This window comes from Aquabacterium sp. UBA2148 (genome assembly GCF_002328915.1).
Taxonomy (GTDB): domain Bacteria; phylum Pseudomonadota; class Gammaproteobacteria; order Burkholderiales; family Burkholderiaceae_C; genus Aquabacterium; species Aquabacterium parvum.
On record NZ_DCXA01000223.1, the window covers coordinates 8,146 to 13,242 of the forward strand.

Annotated in this window: 4 protein-coding genes and 2 pseudogenes; 1 reads left to right on the forward strand and 5 read right to left on the reverse strand. The window is 64.8% G+C overall.

Translation table 11 applies throughout. The features are described 5' to 3' along the window. From eno to B2W70_RS12700, 3 genes and pseudogenes are all read right to left on the reverse strand, one after another. Nucleotides 1-359: pseudogene (eno, locus tag B2W70_RS12690) on the reverse strand (phosphopyruvate hydratase); the annotation flags it as partial. Nucleotides 360-440: 81 nt separating this feature from the next. Beyond that, complete coding sequence (kdsA, locus tag B2W70_RS12695) at nucleotides 441-1,295, reverse strand: 3-deoxy-8-phosphooctulonate synthase (RefSeq protein ID WP_286746171.1); 855 nt, start codon at nucleotides 1,293-1,295, stop codon at nucleotides 441-443. A 25-nt stretch (nucleotides 1,296-1,320) separates the two neighbouring features. Further along, on the reverse strand, nucleotides 1,321-2,973 hold the full coding sequence (locus tag B2W70_RS12700; RefSeq protein WP_286746173.1) for a CTP synthase: 1,653 nt from the start codon (nucleotides 2,971-2,973) through the stop codon (nucleotides 1,321-1,323). A gap of 174 nt (nucleotides 2,974-3,147) precedes the next feature. On the opposite strand from B2W70_RS12700, the gene B2W70_RS12705 reads away from it, so the two are divergent. Beyond that, nucleotides 3,148-3,882: a lysophospholipid acyltransferase family protein gene (locus B2W70_RS12705; protein ID WP_286746175.1), complete on the forward strand. Its 735-nt coding sequence runs from the start codon at nucleotides 3,148-3,150 to the stop codon at nucleotides 3,880-3,882. 54 nt (nucleotides 3,883-3,936) lie between these two features. Here B2W70_RS12705 and B2W70_RS12710 read toward each other — a convergent pair whose 3' ends face one another. Continuing rightward, nucleotides 3,937-4,764, reverse strand: coding sequence for a proteasome-type protease (locus B2W70_RS12710; RefSeq protein WP_058085934.1), 828 nt, complete (start codon nucleotides 4,762-4,764; stop codon nucleotides 3,937-3,939). After that, nucleotides 4,761-5,097, reverse strand: a pseudogene (locus B2W70_RS12715) (DNA mismatch repair protein MutS); the annotation flags it as partial. The gene B2W70_RS12710 and the pseudogene B2W70_RS12715, both read right to left, overlap by 4 nt.

A 5,097-nucleotide genomic window follows, 5' to 3' on the forward strand; every position in this document is an offset into this window, starting at 1 on the left:
CGGGCCACGGCCATCGACACGGCCAGCATGGCGTTGGCGCCCAGGCGGCCCTTGTTCTCGGTGCCGTCGAGGTCGATCAGGGTCTTGTCCAGGAAGGCTTGCTCGGAGGCGTCCAGGCCCAGCACGGCTTCGGCGATTTCGGTGTTGATGTGCTCAACGGCCTTCAGAACGCCCTTGCCCAGGTAACGCGACTTGTCGCCATCGCGCAGCTCGATGGCTTCGCGCGAACCGGTCGAAGCGCCCGACGGCACGGCCGCACGGCCCATGACGCCGCTTTCCAGCAGGACGTCGCATTCGACGGTGGGGTTGCCGCGGCTGTCGATCACTTCGCGGCCGATGATGTCAACGATGGCGCTCATCAGGGGTTCCTCAAATGGATGGATGGTTGGAAAGCAAAAACGGCTTGCCTGGGCTGCAGGCAAACCGTGGATTTTAGGACTTCAGTTGAAGTCGGTTTCCAGGAAACCGTTCTTCTTGGTGATGCGGTCGAGTTCGACCAGGGTTTCGAGCAAGGCCTTCATGTGCTTGAGCGGCACGGCGTTGGGGCCATCGCTCCAGGCCTTGGCCGGGTCGGGGTGGGTCTCCATGAAGAGGCCGGCCACGCCGGCTGCCACGCCGGCACGCGCCAGCACCGGCACCATCTCGCGGGCACCACCGCTGGCGCCGCCCAGGCCACCGGGCTTTTGCACCGAGTGGGTCACGTCAAAGACCACCGGTGCGCCGGACTTGCGCATCTCGGCCAGGCTCGTCATGTCGGCCACGAGGTTGTTGTAGCCAAAGCTCACACCGCGCTCGCAGGCCAGGAAGCGGTCAGGCGACAAGCCGGCTTCCTGCGCGGCAGCGCGGGCCTTGTCGATGACGTTCTTCATGTCCCAGGGCGCGAGGAACTGACCCTTCTTGATGTTGACCGGTTTGCCCGACTTGGCCACCGCACGGATGAAGTCGGTCTGGCGGCACAGGAAGGCCGGGGTCTGCAGCACGTCGACCACGCTGGCGACGTCGGCCACCTGCGATTCGTCGTGCACATCGGTCAGCACCGGCAGTCCGGTCTGGCGGCGCACCTCGTCGAGGATCTGCAGGCCCTTGTCGAGCCCCAAGCCACGGGCTGTGGTGCCCGAAGAGCGGTTGGCCTTGTCGAAGGAGCCCTTGTAGATCAGCGGGATGCCCAGGGGCGCACAAGCCTCCTGGAGGCGGCCTGCCACCTCGAGCGACATCTCCAGGCTCTCGATGGAGCAGGTGCCTGCGATCAGGAAGAAGGGGCGCTCAAGGCCGACGTCGAATCCACAGAGCTTCATGGCTTGAATCCTTTGTTCGAACAGGTCACTTCTTGGCTGCGGCCTGGTGGTCCAGCGCGGCCTTGATGTAAGCCTTGAACAGCGGGTGGCCGTCCCAGGGGGTGGACTTGAACTCGGGGTGGAACTGCACGCCGACGTACCAGGGGTGCACGGCCTTGGGCAGCTCGACCATCTCGGTGAGCTTTTCGCGCTGGGTGATGGCCGAGATGACCAGGCCAGCGTCCTGCAGCTTGTCGAGGTAGCGCTCGTTGGCTTCGTAGCGGTGGCGGTGGCGCTCGGTGACCACGTCGCCGTAGATCTCGTGCGCAATGGTGCCAGGCTTGACGTCGGAGCTCTGCGCGCCCAGGCGCATGGTGCCACCCAGGTCTGAACTGGCGTCGCGCTTTTGCACGGTGCCATCGGCGTCCAGCCACTCGTCGATCAGGGCGATGACCGGGTGCGGGCCTTGCGGCTCGAACTCGGTGGAGTTGGCGCCCTCCAGACCTGCCTTGTGGCGGGCGTATTCGATGGTGGCCACCTGCATGCCCAGGCAGATGCCCAGGTAAGGGATGCCGTTCTCACGGGCGTATTGCGCCGCGATGATCTTGCCTTCCACACCGCGCTTGCCGAAGCCGCCGGGCACCAGGATGGCGTCGTATTGAGCCAGGGTCGAAGCGGTCTCGGGCGTCAGCGACTCCGAATCCACGTACTCGATGTTGACGCGGGCGTGGTTGTGGATGCCGGCGTGGCGCAGGGCCTCGTTGAGCGACTTGTACGAATCCGACAGCTCGGTGTACTTGCCGCACATGGCGATGGTGACCGCGCCCTTGGGGTTCTCGACCTCGTGGACCAGCTTGTCCCAGCGCGACAGGTCAGCCGGCTTGGTCTGCAGCTGCAGCTTGTTGCAGATGAGGTCGTCGAGGTGCTGCTCGTGCAGCATGCGCGGCACCTTGTAGATGGTGTCGGCGTCCCAGACCGAGATCACACCGGACTCGGGCACGTTGGTGAACAGCGAAATCTTCTCGCGCTCGTCGGCCGGGATGGCGCGGTCGGCGCGGCACAGCAGCGCGTCAGGCTGGATACCGATTTCGCGCAGCTTCTGCACGGTGTGCTGGGTGGGCTTGGTTTTCAGCTCACCCGCAGCCGCGATGAAGGGCACGTAGGTCAGGTGCACGAAGGCGGCGTTGGTCGGGCCGGCCTTGAGGCACAGCTGACGCGCGGCTTCCATGAAGGGCAGCGACTCGATGTCGCCCACGGTGCCACCGATTTCAACGATGGCCACGTCAACGGCATCGGGCGTGCCGACGCCGGCACCACGGCGCACGTAGTCCTGGATCTCGTTGGTGATGTGGGGGATGACCTGGACGGTCTTGCCCAGGTAGTCGCCACGGCGTTCCTTCTCCAGCACCGACTTGTAGATCTGGCCGGTGGTGAAGTTGTTGGCCTTCTTCATCCGCGTGGTGATGAAGCGCTCGTAGTGGCCCAGGTCGAGGTCGGTCTCGGCACCGTCGTCGGTCACGAAGACCTCGCCATGCTGGAAGGGCGACATCGTGCCCGGGTCCACGTTGATGTACGGGTCGAGCTTGATGAGGGTGACTTTGAGTCCTCGGGATTCGAGGATGGCAGCCAAAGACGCAGCGGCGATGCCCTTGCCAAGCGAGGACACCACACCGCCGGTGACGAAGACAAACTTGGTCATTTGCGCAGGTGCGATCCTCTGATGGGATCGCTGCGGTGGTAAAGCGGCATTATAGGCGGACCGGGCTCTGGCCGCCTCAGGTTTTGCGCGAGCCAACCCTCATGCGGGCGTATGATCCGGCGCTTTGTCACCGTTGACGGGCGCGAGAGCGCCCTGACCTGCCCGGGAGCCCCCTTGCTGTCCCTGCTGCGCATTCTCCTGCTGGCCGTGCACTTCGTGATCGCCAGCGTGATCGGCCTGCTGATCGGCCTGTGTCGCCCCTTCAACCCGGACAACAGCCGCCTGTGTGCGCGGGTCTACGGCATACCGGCCTTGCGCATCATGGGATTGCGCCAGCGCATCGAAGCCGACGGCGTGCTGAACCACCAGCGCCCGGCCATCATTGTCGCCAACCACATCTCCAACCACGACCTGTTCGTCTTCGGCCAGGTGGTGCCCGTTCGCACGGTGAGCCTGGGCAAGACCAGCCTGAAGTGGCTGCCTCTGTTCGGCCAACTGTACTGGCTGGCGGGCAACGTGCTGGTTGACCGCGGCAACGCCGTGCAGGCCCGCCGCGCCATGGAAACCACCACCGACACGCTTCAGCACAAGGACATGTCGCTGTGGGTGTTTGCCGAAGGCACGCGCGGCCACGGCAAGGGCCTGGGCCCGTTCAAGAAGGGGGCCTTCCTGATGGCGATCAACGCCGGGGTGCCCGTCGTGCCGGTGTGTGCGAACAACTACACCCGCACGATGAACCTGAACCGCTGGGTGGGCGGCGCCGTGGTGATGCGCGCCCTGCCCCCGATCCCGACCACGGGCATGACGGCCGACGACGTGCCTGAACTCATGCAGCGTTGCCACGCCGCCATGGCCGAGTGCATCGAGCAGCTCGACCGCGAAGCCGAGGCGCTGCTAAAGCAAGGTTGAGCGCCGGGCTGCGCTTCAGAACGCACCAGCGCGCCCGCACTCAGCCAGCCGCCATCAGCCGTTCGGCGCGCTGATCTTGCTCAGGGGGTTCATGGCCTGTGCCTGACTGGCCGCAGACGGCAGGTGCAGATCGGCCTGGTCGGCGTTCCAGCTGGGCTCCGGGATGGAGTCGAACACCTGGCGAAGGCGCTGTCCCCAGGTCGAGCGAATCATGCGGAAGTACGGATTCGACTCGTCGATGTGGATGAGCTTGTCCACCTTGAGCGCGCCAGCTTCGTACACCAGCATGTCCAAAGGCAGTCCGACCGACAGGTTGGACTTGAGCGTCGAGTCCATCGAGATCAAGGCGCACTTGGCAGCTTCTTCCAGCGGTGTCTGAGGCGTGATGACTCGGTCGATCACGGGCTTGCCGTACTTGGACTCGCCGATCTGGAAATAGCACACGCCATCGATGCCGGCTTCGACGAAGTTGCCCGCAGCGTAGACGTTGAACAGGCGCATGGTCTCGTTGCCGATCTGGCCACCGACGATGAGGCTGCAGTTGAAGTCGATGCCATGCTGCTTGAGCGCGGCTGCGTCACGCGCGTGCACCTTGCGCACGCAACTGCCGACGATGCGGGCCACGTCGAAAAGGCACGTCGCTGTCCAGATGGTGCAGGGCTCGCCGTCCGAGCCTTCGATGGTCTCGTTGGCCACCAGCTGTTTGACGGCCTGGGTGATGGCCAGGTTGCCAGCCGAGAGCATGACGATGACGCGATCGCCAGCCTTCTCGTAGACGGTCATCTTGCGGAAGGTGCTGATCTGGTCCATGCCCGCGTTGGTGCGGGAGTCGGACAGAAAAACCAGGCCCGCTTCCAGGCGCATGGCAACGCAGTAGGTCATGACGAAATCACCGATTTGAGTTTGTACAGGGCGTCCAGGGCCTCGCGCGGGGTGAGCGCGTCGGGGTCGATGGCGGCAAGCAGGTTCAGTGCCTGGGCTTCGGTCGGGGTCAGGGCTTCGACGCTGGCAGCACCGACAGACTGCTTCGCGCCTTCGGCCAGTTGATCGAAGTCGACGCCACCAGCGGGCGCGCCCACATCGGCGAACAAATCGATCTGCTGTTCAGAGTCGCGCTGCTGGGCCTCCAACGATTCCAGTGTGGCACGGGCCTGGCGAATCAGCGAATGGGGCATGCCCGCAAGCCGCGCCACCTGCACCCCATAGCTGCGGCTG

Coding starts and splice junctions, on each gene's coding strand:
- B2W70_RS12710 (WP_058085934.1), bottom strand. CDS start 4,764: ATGACCTACTGCGTTGCCATGCGCCTGGAAGCGGGCCTGGTTTTTCTG.
- kdsA (WP_286746171.1), bottom strand. CDS start 1,295: ATGAAGCTCTGTGGATTCGACGTCGGCCTTGAGCGCCCCTTCTTCCTG.
- B2W70_RS12700 (WP_286746173.1), bottom strand. CDS start 2,973: ATGACCAAGTTTGTCTTCGTCACCGGCGGTGTGGTGTCCTCGCTTGGC.